Below are 17,839 nucleotides of genomic sequence, written 5' to 3'. Positions count from 1 at the left end.
TATCTATCATTTTACCTAGAATATGAGCGCTATTACAATTCAAGTACATTCATTATCTATAATACTTATTATTGATAGCTGATTTCAAAATCTAATCAACATCATATTTTGGATTGGCTATACTTTATACCACTATACGAGGAATTATTAATGCGCTCTTTTTATGTCACTTCTTTACTACTACTTGGCTCTTTTACCCATGCCAATGCTTTTGATTTTGGTTCTGCCATGCAAACAGTTGCTCCGATTGCAACCGCTGTAGCCCCAAGTGTCGATACAAAACTTGCTACCAATCCATTGATCAGCACCCTTACCACCTCTTTGGGAGTCACTCCGACACAAGCAATCGGGGGAACAGCAGCGATTTTGAACGATACCAAAGGGAACATGAAAGCCTCTGATTTTAAAACACTCACCAAACAAGTCCCGCAAGTAAACGCTCTCCTCTCTGCCGTACCTGCGGGAATGCTCGCAACAGGAGATGTCGGATCACAATTTTCACTTCTGGGAATGGATTCTTCGATGATTTCCAAATTTTCTCCGTTCATACTCCAATACCTTCAAAGCGGTGCAAAACCGAGTATGGATAAAATACTTTCAGCGACATTCGCCCAGTAATGTTTACTATCCCGTGTGTCCTTTTTGCAGGGGGTAAAAGTTCCCGCATGGGGGAAGATAAATCACTCCTCCCTTTCGGAGACTACTCTTCGCTCACCGAGTTCCAATACAAACGCCTCTCAAAACTTTTTACCCACGTCTATATCTCCACCAAAACTGCCGATAAATTTAGTTTTGATGCCCCCTTTATCCTCGATTCCACCAGTGCGGAGTATGCACCGACTGCCGGATTTGTCAGCCTCTTTAGCACACTCTCAGATGAGAGAGTCATTGTCTTGAGTGTTGATACCCCGTTTGTGGATGAGACAATCTTCCGAAGCTTTATAGAAGCAGATAATGAGACAATCGATGCCGTTATTGCCAAAACCTCATCAGGTACACATCCTCTATGCGGTCTCTATCATCGATCTCTAAAAGAAGAGTTCGAACGTATGTTACGCGAAGGTGATCATCGTCTCGGTAAACTTTTATCCCAATCTGCTACACTTTACCTACCGTTTGAAGATGATACCGCTTTTGCCAATCTTAACCATCCTCATGAATACGAAGCAGCACTTATCCGCTATAATACTAAATAAAAATACGATAAAGAGCCCCTATGCAATTAACCCATCTCGATGAGCGTGATCGTCCGAAAATGGTCGATGTCTCCGATAAAAACACTACTTCGCGTATTGCCGTGGCGAGCGGACTTATCACTATGTCTCAAGAGGCATTTGATGCGGTTAACAACCAAACCGCCAAAAAAGGGCCTGTCCTCCAAACTGCCGTTATAGCCGCCATCATGGGGACGAAAAAAACATCGGATATGATCCCTATGTGCCATCCGTTAAACCTCAGTGGTGTACACTGTGATATCGATGAACTCCCTGAACTGCCGGGATTTCGTTTGAGCGTCACCGCCAAGCTTAGCGGTCAAACAGGGGTAGAGATGGAAGCATTAACGGGGACAAGTATAGGCTTACTCACCATCTACGATATGCTCAAAGCAATCGACAAATCGATGGTCATTGGGCCCATTCAATTAGAGAAAAAATCAGGAGGAAAAAGTGGCGATTACTTGCGAAATTAACGGACAAAAACTTGAGCTTGAATACCCTTGCACTTGGTGCTACAAAGTCGTAGCGACCGAACGCGCCGGTATTGAGATAGCGGTAATGGAAGTGTGTGTTGAGCGAAACTACACACTCGAACACTCCAATGCTAGCAGCAGTGGAAAATACATCAGCATGAACTTAGAACTCTTAGTGCATAATGAGGACGAACGTACCTATTTTTACGAAACATTAAAAGCACACCCCCATATCAAAATGGTCTTATAAGGATACCTATGAGTCTCGAAACTTTTGCACAACAATTTAGTGAACACAACATGAATTCCCTGTCGATGGAAGAGCTCAAAACACTCACAACGACTCTCGTTAAAAATGAAGCAGAAACCCTCCACAACGAACTCGAAGATCTTTTGGAACAAAAAGAGAAAATTGAGCGTCAAATCTCTCGCAAAAGTGAAGAGCTTCAACACCTCAAATACCAATGTTTTGAAATCCTAGAGAAAAAATTCAGTGACGATAATAACCTGTTAGAGAAACTGCATCAAATCAAAATACAATCGGTCGATTTGCTCGATATTCTCGAAGAGATGGTAGAATCCGCCATTATTACCACATTGGAAAAAAGCTCCGATATTGAAGAGACCCTCCATGAAATCATCAAAGAGATTACCTACCAAACCCTTAACGCCAACGTCCTCAACGCCGTGCGTATTCGTAAAATCTTTTCAAGTATCCTTCAAAGTGCACTCAACGTAGCCGAAGCGACACCGAACCAAGCCGAACCGATTTTACGCGGTACACTCTTGGGGATACGCTCTGCCCTTCATAAATCGATTGAAAAATTCCGTCAATATCTCCTCTACGTTCCTGATGAGATTAGAGCCCTATATCATAAAGAGTACCAAATGATCGAGGATGAGTTAGAACAGATTCACACCCTCTTTGGACAAATTGTCCACGGGCTCTCAAAAAACAACTCTTCCGTATTGATCGAAAAACTAACAGCAATCGGTACAGAAATCCGTCTTGATAGCGATGAGCTCTCAATACTCTCCCAAGAAACAGCAAAACTGCTCCAAGGTAAACTCTCTAAACTCCGCCAAGAGGTAACCCAACGCAGTGCGGCTCTCCTTAACTCACAATCAGCAAAAGATGCAAAAGCGATGGGGAAACGGGCATGGAGCGTTGCGAAATCAACGATGGAAGGGGCACTCAAAAGTGCCAAAGAGGCGATGGATAAAAAATAGCATCCTGTCATCCCCGCCTACGCGGGTATGACGAAAGCTACATATCCTTCGCTAACGTAAACATATTGCTAAACTCTTTTTTATACCCCTCACAACGATCGCATATCGGGTCTCCCCCCTTATAAGGGTAGGGACAACGACACTCGTGACACATCACCATATCGTAATGTACCAGCTGTTCGGCACGCTCATAAGCGATGCTTACCAAATCAAACCCCTCTTTTGAGGTGATTGCCTTTGTCTTACAAATATCCTCACAAATACCACATCCGATACATTTGCCTTGGGAGAAATAGATTCCCTGTTTATCCGATGTTGGGAACAGTGCATCGGTTGGGCAAAACTGGGTGCAATCACCACAATTGGTACATGCTTGAAAATCAATCTGTTTGTTAAAAAAGAGGGGAGAGTTCTCACTAAAACTCGTAATCTCCAATGAACCCACAAACTCTTTGAGGCTGTTTTTAAGCAATACCCGCTTCAATGGCATACGAACATTAGGAAGTGCATGATGTGACGCCGTCATACTCTTTTGCGGTTCACTCGGTGTATCGGCAATCACCTCTTTCGCTTTTTCAAACCCTTTGCGAAATAGGGCTCGTCGCGTGGCTTCTACCTCTATCTCTTCGAATATATCTATCTTTTTGTCAATAGCTATCTGTACCAAAAACTCATTCGCTAATCGTATATGTTCACGAATTGTATTTTCCATTTTTCCATTTTCATTTAACGGGCAACTCCCACAATGGCTAATATCACAAACCGGAACCATCTCACCGCGCAATGCCATAACCAGCAAATGATCAGCATCAAACACACCCAAACACGGTGTGGTACTTTTACATGATATCTGCGGATTATTTTGCGCTTGAAACGATACTGCAAACTCATTGGGATCAAAACTCTCTATCTCATACGCTTCGCTCGGACAGCTTCCGATACACCCTGCACATTCGATGCATTCATTATCAAAGAGTGTTAGTTTATTTCGGACAAGGTGAATTGCCCCTTTCGGACACAAATCGATACAGATATGACAATCGTTATGAAAATACTCATTTCGCAAACATCGGGTGGCACTAAAACTAAAAAGGTTGCTTTTTTGGACAAAGTTATGATTACCCATTGATGATCTCTTGGTGTAAATACTCATAATCAGCGCACAAAAACTCCACCATGAAATCGCATATATCACGATAAAACGGTGTTGATGCCATACTTTTCATCCCCAACATATAAGGGACGACCCACATAAAGAGATGTTCATCCATAAATGCTATTTGGGCACTACGATCTTCTCGAAATACCAACATCTGCATAAACGCCAACTCTATCGAGAGATGATCGGGTGCCATAAGCTCGGTTTGATCCATGTTGAGTTCAAACCCATGGGTGAAGTAAAATGCCATTACCGGATTTTGTAATCCCACAAGGGTTTCATTTTTAGCATCCAAAACAAATGATTCAATCGGCTGCGTATTAAGATAAAACATCGACGTAAAATCGGTATTAAGCTCATCATAGAGGATATCTTCACTGCTTTGGGTAAACCACACTTTGGTCTCTTCACCAATAACCTCAAGTAAATCATCATTGTTTTTGAGATCAGTGATAAAACGACGGTCAGGGATATTACTCATAACACGCGATAAAAAAGCATAGATATAGCGTCGATATTCAGTATTCATTCATTAGTCCTAAAAAGTAGTACAGGATTGTCTCACAGAGTGGCTTTCAAATAGCCTATGAAGCTAGATTATATCTAACCCGAAGGGGGTTAGATTAGGTGTTATAAACACCCTTTAAAAAATGATTTTTTTGGTGGAGGTGGAGCTTTAAACTCGGTTGCCGCGATAGTATTGGTTTTTTCATCCAGTACCCCAACGATAACAACACCATTTTTATTCATCCCTTCACCCAGCTCAGAAACTTTGAGTTTAGAAACATCAATTTCATAAACTTTTCCTGTCGCATGTTGGAAAAGAGCTAATTTTGGATGAGTTGTTTCACCCGCATTAATCTTTTTGAAGCACCCATCAGAACCGCACGTGTAGTTTTCCAAATAACAATCGTTAAATGCACCTTGTGCCGCACAAGCAGGTGTGGTTAACAACCCCTCAAACTCTTTACCTTCGTTTGCAAATGCACTTACAACGAGCGCAGCACATACTAGAGCTATCTTTTTCATTATTCTACCTCCGCTTTCAAGGTTTGAAGATAAGCAACGATATCATCTACACTCTTTTTGTCTAAATGACTAAAATCGGTCATAGTTGAGATACGCTTACCTTTTTCAATATTGTACCATGGTGTATTAGCGTGCGCATTACGATTATAACCTGGTACAACAACCGCAGACGGCTTTAAGATTGACTCGCGTAAATATGATGCCGTTGAATAACCACCGACATCTTTTAGTGAAGGTGCCATAAACGATTTAGGATCAGCCGCACTCATTTGGTGACAACCGTTACATCCATTGGTCTCTAAAGCTACTTTACCATTAGCAGCGTCCCCTTTAGCATCAGTTGTCAAATCTGCAACCAATGCAGCGTTAGGTTTCTGCCCTTCAAGATTCACCGCAACCCATGAAGATAAATTTTTTACCCCGTTGCGACCCATTTTAGATCCATCCCATACGGCAATAGCGACAGGGACTGTTCCGCTCATGTTCACATAATCATCTTTGAGAGGACGGACTAAAGTGCCTGACCATCCCTTAGTGTCATGACTCATTGAGCTATTTGATTTCACAGATTTGTCTTTAATCTCTGTCAATGAACGAAATCCTTCACCGACAAATACACGCTCATAATCTTTATTAGCTAAAGAGGCAACCTTAGCATCATACTCCGCCAACTCTTTTCCAAATACGCCTGTTTGTTGACGATTAAGCTGTGTAGAAACATCACCGTTTCCATTTGGCTCATACACTTTTTCATTTGCTTTTTGGAGGTGTACCACAACTGGACGACCGGTTGAACCCATTCCGATGTAAGGGAGCGGTTGAGCACCTTTGGTGATACCGGCGAATTGAATCGCGAAACCGTCTCCATAGGTTGTGGTTGCATATCCTGCTTGTACGTCTTTGGTTTTATCCAACCATTTCACGCTCAAAGCAATATTTTTACCATCATACAAAGCTGCAACCGATGCTGCTTTAGCTTTGTTATTTTCATTTGCTTCATTCGCATTTTTATCGTTCATTTCGATAGCCATTTGCGGATAAAGATTGACAGTGGTATATTTAGCTTTTGCCCATACCGCTGAATTGCCATCAACATTCGTTAAATCATCTGTTACTTTCACAGCACTAATCGCTGGATTGGCTGCCAATGCCGCAGAAGCGGCAAAACCTAATGAAAGAATTGAAGTAAGAAGCTTGTTCATTAGTGGTGCCCCCCCGCTTTTGTAAATTTACCGGCAATATAGCGTGTATCTACTGGTGCCAATGGTGTTCGTTTATGCTCTTTTGCTACCTCTTGGTAATAGTGGTTATCCAAACGGAACATATCAGCATGTTGATACGCAATCAAGATATCCATGAGCTCACTCACACCCGTCTCTTTACGTTTTTTCATCTCAGCTTTAAGCGTTTTGATAGAATCGTGAACTGCAGGACCAAATAATTTTTCCAACTCTTCGATTGGAAGACGCGTTGAGCCTTCAATGATTTTACCTTCAGCATCAAATTTTGCCGGAGATTCGGTTGGCGGTACATAATAAACATTTGGCTGAGTACCATAATCAGAACGAAGTCCGATAGCTACCTTATATTTGTTAACCAATTTATACACTTGTGATTCTTCATCATCCAAGAACCCTACGAAGCGGATACGACCGACACATTGTTGCGCACACGCCGGTGGAAGACCCTGCTCGATACGTGGGAAACAAAGGATACATTTCTCTGATTTAGAGATTTTTGGATTGAAATAGATTTTTTTATAAGGACATCCCGCGATACAATAGCGGTACCCTTGACAACGATCCAAGTCAACCAAAACAACACCGTCTTCTTCACGTTTAAAGATTGCGTCACGTGGACATGCACTCAAACAACCCGGATTGGTACAGTGGTTACAAATCCGTGGTAAATAGAAGAAATAGTTATCTTGTGGGAATGCACCCGCACCTTGGTCTTCATCCCAGTTTGGTCCCCATGTAGGTGATACATGTGGTTGGAAGTGGCTGTGATCTGCACTGCTGGTTACCAATGACTCATAGTTATAATCCCAAGGTACCCCATAATCTGCTTCGAGATTCGGGATGACACCCGGTTGAAGATCGCCGGCAGCGTCAAATCCACCGCCAAGCTCCATCCAATTTTTTGGATAACCTGTCCCTGGATAGGTTTCAACGTTATTCCAGTACATATATTCACGACCATTACGGTTCGTCCACTGTGTTTTACATGCCACAGTACATGTTTGGCACCCGATACATTTGTTCAGGTCCATGACCATTGCTAATTGTCTTTTAGACATCTAAACCCCTTAATATTTTACGTCAGTTGCTTTTTCATAGTTCACGGCACCATCATAAGCGTATTGGTTACCATCCCATAGACCACCGAATTTCAAGTGACCCCATCCATCAGCCATTTCAAGAAGGTTCAGTGCAGTAGGAACAACTTCATTATGACCTTTATTTTTCAAATACATGTACGGTTCCCATCCATGCTCTAAAACTAATCCATCAGCCGGTGCAGATGAAGAGAGTTTTGCCATTGCATAGAACTCACCAAGAGCATTATAAATACGGATAGTATCTCCATCTTTAATCCCTTTGGCTTCTGCAACGACACGATTCACTTGTGCCGCAGGAACACCGCGTTGTAGGCGTAGCAACGTACGTGATGTTTTATAGTTCGAGTGGATTGACCAACGAGCATGCGGAGTCATAAATACATACGGATAGTCTTTAGACTGTGGACGAATCCCTTGCATACCAGTGTTAGTTGCTGCACCCATTTTGATATACGTATCGTGGTCAACATAGAATGTTTGACGACCTGACAACGTTTCAAGACGCTCAAATTTATACAAGTGATACTCCATAGAGCTGTACGGACGATCAGAGTACAATGGAGATGATTTTGCCGCTTTTTCATTGATAAGTAAGAATCCACCCACTTTGTACATTTTTTCCATTGTCCACGGCTCATATTGCTCACATTTTTCCAATGCCGCTTGTACTGCCATTTTATCAGTACCGAGATAGTTTTCACCAGCTCCTTCGGATTCAGGGTCAGTGTTAGTGTACTCTTTATGGAAAATAGTCAAATCATGGAAACCCGGTTTTGCGTATTTCGGATGATCTTTAACTTTTGCTTTATCGATATTTTGAGGTCGGTTTGCAATCTCTTCCATTTTCTTAGCGAGGAAAGTAAACATTGACCACTCATCCATCGATTCACCCACATTTTTGATGTTGGCAACCGGTTGAGCAAGGTTCGTAAAACGGTGATAACCCGGAGAAGTACGCAAATCATACACTTCGTAGTGTGATTTTGCCGGTAATAAAATGTCGGCAAATTGCGCTGCTTCAGACATACGGTAATCGACATAACCGTAAAATTTCGTTTTATTCAAGAATGCTTTACGATATTCAGACCCTTTATTACGACGGAATTTAGAATCGGCTACGATGAGAGCACAATCAGGTTGCCACCATGGTTTGTTTACATTACCATGCTTAGAAGCTTTGTTGATTGTATCGTTTTCACCCGATTTAAGCATTTCTGATAATACAGCCATATACTCTTTTTTAGACATACCGTTTTGGGCACGCTTAACATCCTCGTCACTAAAATACTGATCGAATGTTTTCATCCCATCACCAAATACGAACTCACCTACGAATCCAGAACCGAAACGGGCATTGTATTTACCACTGAATCCACCAAGAACACCAAGTCCTGAGAGAGTAAACTCATTTTCAGTGTTAAGACCGCCGTACGGCCCCATACGACCTGTTAAACCACAAATAGAAGAGATATTCCAAATCGACATAACACCATTGAAGTATTTGTTTAATGAGAATCCGGTAGTAATTTCAACCACTTTAGGGATAGCAATATCGCGTGCAAGTGTACGAACGGTATCCGGATGGACACCAGTGATCTCTTTGGTTGCTTCCGGTGCAAATTTTGCCGCCGATTTTTTGAGCATTTCAAATACAGTGGTTACCTTACGTTTGTCACCATGCACATCGGTAATTTTCCATACTCCTTCAAGCTCCGGCTCAATCCCCTGCTCGTCAAGACGAAGCGATTTGATTTTAGACCCTTCTGAACCTGGCATCAATGCAACTTTACCCGTTGCTTTGTTCATACAATAGAACTCTTCTTCGTATTTATGATGATCTTCTTCATTAGCCGCATGTTCCATATCAGAACGGCGAATCATTTTTTGAGTTTCAACATCTACTAAAAATGGAAGATCGGTGAAGGTTTTCATAAATTCAGGTTTATAAAGTTTTTCTTCCAAGATAACTTGGATAACACTCATTGCCAAAATATTATCGGCACCCGCTTTAATCGGAATCCAAAGATCGGCTGATTTTGCCGTTGCATTGAACTCAGGGGTGATAACGATGATTTTTGCCCCGTTATATTTCCCTTCCCATACGAAGTGAGCATCCGGAATACGAGAAACCGATGGATTTCCACCCCACATTACCGCAGTATCAACGGTATACATGAAATCCCATGTACAACCTACGTTACCTTCACCGTAGGCAATCGCCGCACCTGAGAACATATCCCCAAGGTATGATGACGGATAGATACGGATGGCTCCAAGCTGAGTAGAGAAACGTAATGGAGCACCACGGCGACCTTCAGTCAAAAGACCGGTTCCCGCGTGAACCATCAATTTATCCGGTCCACGTTCAGGGTCTGTTAAACAATCAAAGATTTGTTGACATACCACTTCTGCCGCTTCATCCCAGCTAATACGTTTCCATTTCCCTTCTCCACGCTCACCGACACGTTGCATAGGATAGAGGATACGATCTTTTTGGTACATCACTTGTGAGTGCTGAACCCCTTTGTTACATCCTCTCGGGTTGAAGTCAGGGATTTTAGCATTGATTACCGGATAGCGAGCCGATTGGTTTTCACGGGTAACAACACCGTTATTAGACCAAACTTCCCACGCACAGTTACCTTGACAGTTTACACAGTGGTATGCAAACCCGTGTTCCTCTTTTTTGCCGTAGATAAAAGAGAATTCATTACGGTACATATTTTCGGTATAGTTGGTATTCGGGTAATTTTCCTTACCGTTTTCAACAGACATTACATTTGTTTTTGCAAAAAGTGAGCCTTGAGAAGCTACCAATGCAGCCGTCATCCCTGATACTTTGAGGAAGTCACGGCGATTATTATTCATTACTTTTGTCATATTTGAGCCTTATCGTTTAATCGGAAGATTCATGTCGTTACCCCAAACATCCCAGCTTCCTGTGAATACTTTGACGTTTTTGTAACCGAGCAATTGAAGTGCTGTAATATGTTCAGAACTTCGTCCAGCCCCTACATGACAATACGCATATATCGTTTTATCTTTAGTAACACCGTAATTGTCGTATACCTTTTGAATCTCATCCGCAGATTTAAAGGACATTTTTTTATCTGCATCCGAAATTTGACTCCACTCGATAAATGTCGCACCCGGAACGTGTCCTCCACGTGCTACATTATCCATTTTACGCTCACCGATGATCTCAGCAATACCGCGAGAATCGATAATCACATATTGTGAATTTTTCCCGTTTTTCAAGATATCTTCCATAGCGTGCTTAACTTCGTTTTTATCAGCAATGACGCTGTATTTGATTTTTTTAGGATCAATTTTGTACATTTTTGGGGTGTCAACTTCATCACCTTTTACAACCAAAAGGCGTTTTTCAACATCAGCCATTTTTGCTTTTAAATCTGCTGTATCGGCTTGTGCTTTTGCGATAGTCGCATCGAGAGATGCTTTGTCAGCTCCCTCTTTTTTCAATGCCTCTTTTGCATCTTTGAGTGCTTTAGTCGCCACTTTAAGATCTTTGTTTAGCCCGTCATACTCTTTTTGAGCTGGATCTATCGCCATAATAGCTGCACGTCCACCATTCAAAACTTTTACATTTTTATGACCGAAACTGTCAAAAAATGAGTATACGCCTGTTGCATTTGGTCCCTTAAAGTCATCATACGCAATAACCATCATGTCATTGCTAATCCCTTTTTTACCAATAACTTCCTCTGCATCATCGATACAACGATATAGCGGTGCACAATGCATCTCTCCGTCTATATCAGAGTGATGCAAATGGTGTGCATACATCTCAACTGAACCCTTGATGTGACCGAGCTTGTAAATATCTTCGTTATCACCCGATACAAACATCACTTTTGGGTTCCCGATAAGCTTAATCGCTTCTTCGGCTGAAATAAGGATATCCTTATTTACATAATCTGCAGCCAATACATTTGCTGCAGATAATGATGCCGCCAAACAGAGTGTTGTTAACAATCTATTCATCCGTGCTCCTTCATCTTTTATTAAAATTAATATTCTCAATATGTGCTGCATCATTAAAACAGCTATTTTACGGAATAACCGCATTTATTATAGATCGAGCACTCTTAATAACTCTTAAATCGTCATTCAAATTTCTTATATTGTTTACAAATTGTTACATTATTATCTCATTTTTTGTTTTATAAATAGCAACGTCTGTTTTTATGTTTTCTTATTTATCTATTAACTTTTCTTAACCTTAGCTATCAATATTAAAAGCAATTGTTTAATCAGTTTTTGATAGACTCACAATTACATTTATATCAAATTTCAAGGAGTTCTCGTATGAGTACTGCCATTATTTCCTCTGCTATTGAGCAATCTGACACCCAAAAGCTGATTGAATTACTTGAGGATAAAACACTTCCCATCGAAGATGTACGCTCTATTTACAATGCATTTCGTGATGATAAACAACTTGTAGGGCAAGTCGCAATGAACCTCTCATTACGAACCTCTGTCTATGAAAGAGAGAAAGAATACAGCCCCGTGATGGTTGAGCTTCTGATTGATATTTCAAAAAATCCTGTCGATATGGGGGCACGTTGGGCAGTTGCTAAAAACCCTCATACTCCGGTAGAAGTTTTACGTCATTTGGCAACCGATTCGATTAATCTTGTTCGTGCACTAGTTGCTACTAACCCCTCTACCCCTAGCGATGTATTGGATAAATTTTTCAGCGATGAAAAAATCGTTCGCGATGGGCTCTCCGGTAATCCCAATACCTCTCCTAAGCTTTTAAAAATTCTTGCAGACGATAACGATAAAATGGTTCGTATGCGCCTCGCTGAAAATCGTGGAGCACCCAGTGAAATTATCGAAATACTTCTCAAAGATCATGACATTGATGTTACCAAAGCAGCTCGTGCGAATCTGGATGGACGACAATGAAAAAAAATCATCAGGAAGCACCCAGTAAATTTCTCTCGCTAGAGAACCATTTTCTCAATACTTTTTTCTCAGGGCTCTACCTCAGTGCCGCTGATTTTATCACCATAGCAGATCAAAATGGGTTAGAACTTTCCATGCATTCACGTGAAATGCTTATAAAAGAGCTTCTCAACGAAAGTGACAAAATGGGAACAATCAATAGTGTTATAGCATCACTTAATACCCTTATCGATGAGCGTATTACCGCCTATCACCGCCTTAGTCTTGAATACCCATCAGCGCGTGTACCACTCTCTCGACTAGCACAAAAAGCAAGTGGTACCAAATCGCTTCTCGCACGTGAGAGCAGAGGAAATCCATATGAACGCTAAAACATTTGAACATTCTCTTCAGACTCTTAAATACCCAAATCTCGACCGCACCCTCGGTGAACTCAAGCTCATATCTACTGTTAAAGTGAATGATGGAAATGCCCATGTTGAACTCCTGACCGTCAGTGATGACTCCTATCTTGCAGTCAAAGCAGTAATTGAAACAGCCTTTACACATGAATTTAAATCTCTTAACGTCACCAAAAAAACACAAGCGCCAAAAGATACCAACTACGGGCATACTGCAACCCCAAATAACCGTGCCCCTTATGCCAAGAATGTTATTGCCGTTACCAGCGGAAAAGGGGGAGTCGGTAAAAGCACCGTCAGTGTTAATCTTGCTATTGCTCTTGCACAAAAAGGGTACCGTGTCGGTATTTTAGATGCCGATGTCTATGGTCCAAATATTCCCCGCCTCACCAATACCGATTTGGAAAAAATCCGTTGGAATGATGATAATAAAATCGTTCCAAGCGAAAATTATGGTCTTAAAATCATGAGTGTCGCCCTCACTACCCCCACCTCTGATACACCGCTTGTATGGCGCTCATCGGTTGCCGTATCGGCACTCATACAGTTTCTCGAAGATGTTGCATGGGGAGAGCTTGATTTTATGGTGATTGATATGCCTCCGGGAACGGGTGATATCCAACTTACTATGGCACAAGAGCTCCCTATCACTGCCGGCGTTCTTGTCACCACCCCTCAACTCGTCGCCTCTGATGATGTTAGTCGTGCCATAAGAATGTTCCAAGATATCCACGTCCCAATGGCAGGGTTAGTAGAAAATATGAGCTATTTCATCGCTCCAGATACCGGAAACCGTTACGATATTTTCGGTTCAGGAGGAGGAGAGAGATTAGCAGAACGCTACAATATTCCCTTGCTCGGTCAAATTCCGTTAAACATGGACATTCGTCAAGGTTCAGATAACGGAGAACCGCCAGTCGTTTTAGGAAACGATGAATTGAAAAGTTACTACAAAGATATTGTTGAAGAGATGTTAAAAGCGGTAAAGTTTAAAATCTAGGAGATGAGACTTTGCTCCCGTCTTGATGCGGGGTTAAAACCCCACTTCCTCAGTCATGCCGAACTTGATTCGGTATCTCTTAGAGCCTGAATCTACCCTAAAGGGCACGTGAAGTTCAGGGTGTCGAGATAGAGATTTTATTTAAACGATTTTTGAAGACTTTTTGTAACCGCATCAGGGATTGTCATAATGCCCATAAATCCACCCATGTCCAACAATGGATAGCTCACTGCAATATAATATTTAGCATTTAATGCTCTTGCTTGTCCACCTTCAATTAGTACAGCCCATGGTAAAAGTTCCCCATTTTGTGTACCAATTTTTTTAGGGAAAGCATTTGTACGCTTATCCAAATCAACGAAAGCAAGGTAACGATCATCACCCACTTGAACAACCGTTCCTTTTGCCGCTTTTGCACGAGCAACCAAATCAGCAGTTGAGCCTTCACCGACAATATCCATATCTTGATAGTATGGCATACTAATCATAAAACGGTAACTTCCTAGCCCCGTAAATTCCCATTGATCCTCAGAATTTTTTAACGGACCAAATGCTTTTTCTAGCGATGCCAATGTAGTAGACGCTAGTTTATGATTGTATTGATCTTGCATAAATGCAGCGCCGAAATAAATCGGATTCGCAATATGCACTTGCTTACGCTCATCATCAACTAAAATTCTTCCAACAGCTGCAAAACCTCTCATAGGCTTATTAGCATCCGCTTTCATAGCCGCATTGGTATACAAAATGGTTGTCCCATTCTCTCCTTGCTTAGAAGTACTTACAACTTCAAAACCATTAGCGATTAATTTTGCTTTTGCTGTTTCAACATCAACATACTCACCAATCTTATATGTTGCAACCATTTTCTCTATAGGAGCACCACCGTCAACCTTTGGTGCTGTCGCTGAACATCCTGAAAAGACAACAGCAAAAGCCAATGCCATTAATGATAGGGTTTTTTTCATAGCTCTTTTGCTCCCAGATCGGTCATAATAGTAGTGATCTCTTTGTCTAATTTCATAATTGAATCAACCATTTTAGGATCTTTAAGACCCATTACCGCAATCCATGTTTCCAAACGAGGCATACCCACCATCATTTTATTTGATCCTTTGTCAACATACATATACATTGAACACGGTGCGAATACACCCGCATCAGGACGTCCGTTATTGAAAATACCTTCCGAGAAACGGAAATGACACAATGAATAGACCCAATAAGCATCAAAACGGTCAAATTTAACCCCTAAATCATCCATAGACCCTTTCATGTCTTTATAGCCTGCGATAATGTATTTATGAGCTTCAAATGCCTCTTCAAATTTACTTTGAAAATCACTTTTAAATTTCTCTACACCACCTGCACGATCAAACGGTATTTCAAAGGTCATCATTGGTTTAGCAGGTAATGCTTTGTAATCAACATATTGAACTTTTGAGCCAACCTCTTTTTCGGTCATTTTATCAAGCTCTGCAAAAGAAGCATTAAATTGTTTACGCACATCTGCATCTTTTACTCCGACGATATCCAACATCGTATCTGGCATAACATGCCCTACATAAGTTTTATCTTCACCCATTTTTTTATAGATGTGGAGATTAAATGGCGAAAATCCACCCAAAGATGGCTCTTTCATCAGCAATGGCCCAACAGCCTTATCGTTAGTAATAGAGAAAAACCCTAAATTATCGAGGGTTTCTTTAAATGTAGGATCAAAATCCGGATGAGCTGATGTTACCCCTTTGATCGTTTGTGTCGGCGTTCCCCATTTTGTTTTGTAGGCAGAATTAATATGTTCGTGTGGATCAGACAAGACAAATCCGATAGAAGTGATCTTACTATTGACCAAATCCATATAAGGCTTTTCTTTATCTCCCTCACCAATGTAAAATTTAGCCCCTTGTGCACCAAATGCAACTGATGCTGCAAGTGATAATGCACATGCACTCATTAAAAGTTTGTTAAACATTTTTTCCCCTTGTATTATGTTGAGTAAAACTCATTTATATAGACTATTGTATCACAAAGTTATCTAATAAACGATGATAACACACCAACAATTTGATCTCTTATCATGACTTAAAATAGTGAATAGAATGTGAACCTCTCCAGAGTGGAGAGGAAAATAAGAAATAATTAAAAGTTGTAGTTAAGCTGTACACTTAATGCTGATTGAGAGTGCTTAACAGAAGTTGTATGATCATTTCCAAGACTATCTGGCATTGTCATAAGAGTTGTTGTTGTTTCAGGTGAATAGATATAGGCTAAGTCAAATGAAGTTGTTTTAGAGACTTCGTATGTACCACCAAGCGTATAGTGTGTTTCAACGATAGCAGGAAAACCAAGTAAATTAAACATATTCATTGCATTACCACCGAGATATGGATAAATATTTGGGCCACCTGCTGCTGCACCAGCTTGTGCTACCGTCATAGCACCTGCATCACTGATTGGACTCTTTGCATGATTATAACCCAATCGGATTGCATAGCCTTGTCCTGCATATTCATAACCAAGGGCTAAAACATTTTGATTATCCCAACCAAAATCTTTATATCCTTTAGCATCTGCCCATTTGATTTGTTTATAATCTACTGCAATAGTATTTCCACCCATTTTATACGATGCACCTACTCCAATTTCTGCAGGTTGCTCCAAATGATCACCCATTGCACCCGGAAAAATACCCATCGCCGCAAAAGGGGCAGTCGCACTTGATAGTTGACCTTTATACTCCATATCTATCGGCGATTTATATACCATACCCACTGTCGCGCTAGAAATTTCATAGGAAGCGCCCAATGTATATCCATATGCGATGTCTTGTGCAACACCATTTCCATAGTTTTCTGCTGTACCATCACCATTAGTGTCGGTTTTATAGTTAATATCCAATGCTCCGTATTGGATGATCGGTGTTACACCGAGACTAAATCCAGCGGCTTTAAACGCCATTGGAAGACCAAATTGCATTAGCTGAAGATTTGTGACCATATTCATATTAGATGTATAACCGGTACCATCTCTGTAGTCAACCCCCATACCTGCAGTTCCCCACATACCAACACCCATATAAAAATTGTCACTTAACTTAGATGCCAATGACACTTCAGGAATCATACTTAAATCTGATGCACTGTCTGTATATCCTGCACCCATATCAGCAGATACTTTAGGCATAAAAATAGTACCGCCGAATGAAACTTCAGTCCCTTTTACACTAGTGATCAAAGCAGGGTTAGCAAGTGCTGACTCAGCACCATGAGACACACCAATACCAACACCACCCATTCCACGTGCTTTTGCACCTAATCCAATTAGATGATCTCCGTTTGTTGCGAATGATGATGTTGCAGTTAACGCAACTGCTGCAGCTACTGCCAATTTAATAGAACGTTTCATTGATTCTCCTCAATCTGTTTAAAATTCAAATCGGTAAACGATTCGTTAACAGCACCATTATAGGGGCGATAAAATAAATTTAAACTTAACACGAAATTATCACAAAATAAGATTTTCAAATAGTAAGTATTACGTATGAAATACGACGGTGTTATTAGAGATTATTATCTGATATAACCGTCAGAATGGAGTAAAATACTTTACTATAGGAGAAAATTTAAAACTAGTTATTTGATAACAGCTTTTTTAAAATGTAATAATATTTTGAGAAAATGCTTTTTTGTTTCGAAAGGTAACAGTTATATTATTCAACCTAAAGTATACTTTAGTTGCGAAGGTGTGAAGAGCATTATAAAAGTACTTTGTAGATTAAACCTGCGCTTGCTAAAGGGTTAACATTGATATAAAAAGTATTTGATAAAAAGAAAGAATGTATATAAAAGAGTGTGATCGTAAAATGTAATTGGTATTGATTTTAATTTGAAAAGGAGGAGTTGATTTTGAAAGAAGAAAGAGTTTGAAATTCTAAGGCCAGGCGGCGACCTACGTTTCCACACCTGAAAGATGCAGTATTATGAGCGAAGAGGGTCTTAGCTTCCGGGTTCGGAATGGGACCGGGCGTTTCCCCCTCTCTATAGCCACCTGA

General features: G+C 40.9%; 18 protein-coding genes and 1 rRNA gene. 8 read left to right on the top strand and 11 right to left on the bottom strand.

Features of this window, described 5'->3' with window-relative positions; translation table 11 throughout:
* Positions 1–150: 150 nt before the first annotated feature.
* Genes PHC76_RS00095 through PHC76_RS00075 form a run of 5 tightly spaced genes read left to right on the top strand, consistent with a single transcriptional unit; the run spans position 151 to position 2,920 of the window.
* The gene (locus PHC76_RS00095) at positions 151–618 is read left to right on the top strand and encodes a DUF2780 domain-containing protein (protein ID WP_299969321.1); all 468 of its coding nucleotides are present in this window, start codon (positions 151–153) and stop codon (positions 616–618) included.
* Positions 618–1,196 (top strand): molybdenum cofactor guanylyltransferase MobA, encoded by a 579-nt coding sequence (gene mobA / locus PHC76_RS00090; RefSeq protein WP_299969323.1) that lies wholly within the window; start codon positions 618–620, stop codon positions 1,194–1,196. Before PHC76_RS00095 ends, mobA begins: the two co-directional genes overlap by 1 nt.
* A gap of 20 nt (positions 1,197–1,216) precedes the next feature.
* A complete protein-coding gene (moaC, locus tag PHC76_RS00085) occupies positions 1,217–1,690 on the top strand; it encodes a cyclic pyranopterin monophosphate synthase MoaC (protein ID WP_299969325.1) in 474 nt (157 codons plus the stop codon).
* Positions 1,668–1,940, top strand: coding sequence for a DUF493 domain-containing protein (locus PHC76_RS00080; protein WP_299969327.1), 273 nt, complete (start codon positions 1,668–1,670; stop codon positions 1,938–1,940). The genes moaC and PHC76_RS00080 overlap by 23 nt, the downstream gene beginning before the upstream one ends.
* An 8-nt stretch (positions 1,941–1,948) precedes the next feature.
* Positions 1,949–2,920, top strand: a complete 972-nt coding sequence (locus PHC76_RS00075; protein WP_299969329.1) for a DUF6781 family protein — start codon at positions 1,949–1,951, stop codon at positions 2,918–2,920.
* 37 nt (positions 2,921–2,957) lie between these two features.
* Here PHC76_RS00075 and PHC76_RS00070 read toward each other — a convergent pair whose 3' ends face one another.
* From PHC76_RS00070 to PHC76_RS00040, 7 genes are all read right to left on the bottom strand, one after another.
* The gene (locus PHC76_RS00070) at positions 2,958–4,046 is read right to left on the bottom strand and encodes a 4Fe-4S dicluster domain-containing protein (RefSeq protein WP_299969331.1); all 1,089 of its coding nucleotides are present in this window, start codon (positions 4,044–4,046) and stop codon (positions 2,958–2,960) included.
* The gene (locus tag PHC76_RS00065) at positions 4,039–4,608 is read right to left on the bottom strand and encodes a molecular chaperone TorD family protein (protein WP_299969333.1); all 570 of its coding nucleotides are present in this window, start codon (positions 4,606–4,608) and stop codon (positions 4,039–4,041) included. Before PHC76_RS00065 ends, PHC76_RS00070 begins: the two co-directional genes overlap by 8 nt.
* Before the next feature lie 101 nt (positions 4,609–4,709).
* Positions 4,710–5,108, bottom strand: a complete 399-nt coding sequence (locus tag PHC76_RS00060; protein WP_299969335.1) for a hypothetical protein — start codon at positions 5,106–5,108, stop codon at positions 4,710–4,712.
* Positions 5,108–6,310: an ethylbenzene dehydrogenase-related protein gene (locus tag PHC76_RS00055; protein ID WP_299969337.1), complete on the bottom strand. Its 1,203-nt coding sequence runs from the start codon at positions 6,308–6,310 to the stop codon at positions 5,108–5,110. The genes PHC76_RS00060 and PHC76_RS00055 overlap by 1 nt, the downstream gene beginning before the upstream one ends.
* Positions 6,310–7,407, bottom strand: coding sequence for a 4Fe-4S dicluster domain-containing protein (locus PHC76_RS00050; RefSeq protein WP_299969339.1), 1,098 nt, complete (start codon positions 7,405–7,407; stop codon positions 6,310–6,312). The genes PHC76_RS00055 and PHC76_RS00050 overlap by 1 nt, the downstream gene beginning before the upstream one ends.
* A 9-nt stretch (positions 7,408–7,416) precedes the next feature.
* Positions 7,417–10,329 (bottom strand): molybdopterin-dependent oxidoreductase, encoded by a 2,913-nt coding sequence (locus PHC76_RS00045; RefSeq protein WP_299969341.1) that lies wholly within the window; start codon positions 10,327–10,329, stop codon positions 7,417–7,419.
* 9 nt (positions 10,330–10,338) lie between these two features.
* Positions 10,339–11,454 (bottom strand): sulfurtransferase, encoded by a 1,116-nt coding sequence (locus PHC76_RS00040; RefSeq protein WP_299969343.1) that lies wholly within the window; start codon positions 11,452–11,454, stop codon positions 10,339–10,341.
* Positions 11,455–11,778: 324 nt separating this feature from the next.
* Here PHC76_RS00040 and PHC76_RS00035 point away from each other — a divergent pair, with 324 nt between their 5' ends.
* From PHC76_RS00035 to PHC76_RS00025, 3 genes are read left to right on the top strand one after another with little or no spacing between them, the layout of a single operon-like run.
* On the top strand, positions 11,779–12,384 hold the full coding sequence (locus PHC76_RS00035; RefSeq protein ID WP_299969345.1) for a hypothetical protein: 606 nt from the start codon (positions 11,779–11,781) through the stop codon (positions 12,382–12,384).
* The gene (locus PHC76_RS00030; RefSeq protein ID WP_299969347.1) at positions 12,381–12,755 is read left to right on the top strand and encodes a hypothetical protein; all 375 of its coding nucleotides are present in this window, start codon (positions 12,381–12,383) and stop codon (positions 12,753–12,755) included. Before PHC76_RS00035 ends, PHC76_RS00030 begins: the two co-directional genes overlap by 4 nt.
* Entirely contained in the window at positions 12,745–13,785 is a 1,041-nt protein-coding gene (locus PHC76_RS00025) for an Mrp/NBP35 family ATP-binding protein (protein ID WP_299969349.1), read from the top strand. The genes PHC76_RS00030 and PHC76_RS00025 overlap by 11 nt, the downstream gene beginning before the upstream one ends.
* 137 nt (positions 13,786–13,922) lie before the next feature.
* Here the strand turns inward: PHC76_RS00025 and PHC76_RS00020 are convergent, their stop codons facing one another.
* From PHC76_RS00020 to rrf, 4 genes are all read right to left on the bottom strand, one after another.
* Entirely contained in the window at positions 13,923–14,753 is an 831-nt protein-coding gene (locus PHC76_RS00020) for a hypothetical protein (protein ID WP_299969351.1), read from the bottom strand.
* On the bottom strand, positions 14,750–15,760 hold the full coding sequence (locus PHC76_RS00015) for a hypothetical protein (RefSeq protein WP_299969353.1): 1,011 nt from the start codon (positions 15,758–15,760) through the stop codon (positions 14,750–14,752). The genes PHC76_RS00020 and PHC76_RS00015 overlap by 4 nt, the downstream gene beginning before the upstream one ends.
* Positions 15,761–15,927: 167 nt before the next feature.
* A complete protein-coding gene (locus PHC76_RS00010) occupies positions 15,928–17,193 on the bottom strand; it encodes an outer membrane protein transport protein (protein WP_299969355.1) in 1,266 nt (421 codons plus the stop codon).
* 530 nt (positions 17,194–17,723) lie between these two features.
* Positions 17,724–17,839 (bottom strand): 5S ribosomal RNA (gene rrf / locus PHC76_RS00005).

Origin of the sequence: Sulfuricurvum sp. (assembly GCF_028710345.1) — a bacterium.
GTDB lineage: Bacteria > Campylobacterota > Campylobacteria > Campylobacterales > Sulfurimonadaceae > Sulfuricurvum.
This window is presented reverse-complemented; position numbering and strand designations above follow the sequence as displayed.